This window comes from Noviherbaspirillum sp. ST9 (assembly GCF_048799745.1).
Lineage (GTDB): Bacteria > Pseudomonadota > Gammaproteobacteria > Burkholderiales > Burkholderiaceae_D > Noviherbaspirillum.
In genome coordinates this window covers 1-627 of the sequence record NZ_JBLWFR010000119.1, presented here as the reverse complement: position 1 = coordinate 627, position 627 = coordinate 1, and the positions used below count along the sequence as shown (strand labels likewise).

Sequence of the window (627 nt, the reverse complement as noted above, 5' to 3'; positions counted from 1 at the left end):
AAGTTTGTTCTTCGTGATCTCGAATTCGTTTTTTATGTTCCGTAAATTCTCTAGGATGTTGATCCGGAGAGCAGATATTTGTTCATTCAGGCCTGCTACAATTGGGCTTTCTGGCTGTACAGCGGTCAAAATCCGCTTACGTTCCAGCTGCAGATCATTAAACTTTCCAATAAGACTTGTGAGTGTTACATCCTGTGCACTAAGATTGCTGGGTACCAGATTATACTGCCCGCCGGGCCTGTGAAGATAAGCTTCCAATGACTCCAGTACATTAATCTGGATATCATAGTCAGCCAGCCGCTTGCTATAATCGGATGCATTCTGCAGGTAATCCTGTGCCTCGGAGCTAACGTTTGTTACTTCATTCTTCTTCTTATACCTTTCCACATCGCGTTCAACATCCGAAAGCTCTCTTACCAAATATTTTAACCTTCCGTCGATAAAAAGAATCGTATTAGAAGCAACGAGATTTTTGTCTTCTACCTCCTCTCTGTTGTATACATCTACCAGCTTGTTAATAATGTCTATTCCCTTATCGGGAACTGGATCCACAAGGCTAAGTGTCAGCACACTTGCCGCTTTATTAACAGGCGCTACAGAAATTATGCTGCTATATCTGTTCCCCAG

General features: G+C 42.6%; 1 protein-coding gene. It reads right to left on the bottom strand.

The annotated features are described in order from the left end of the window. Nucleotides 1–627 (bottom strand): hypothetical protein (locus ACNOHI_RS25080; protein WP_420477446.1); only part of this gene is annotated, 627 nt, incomplete at both ends.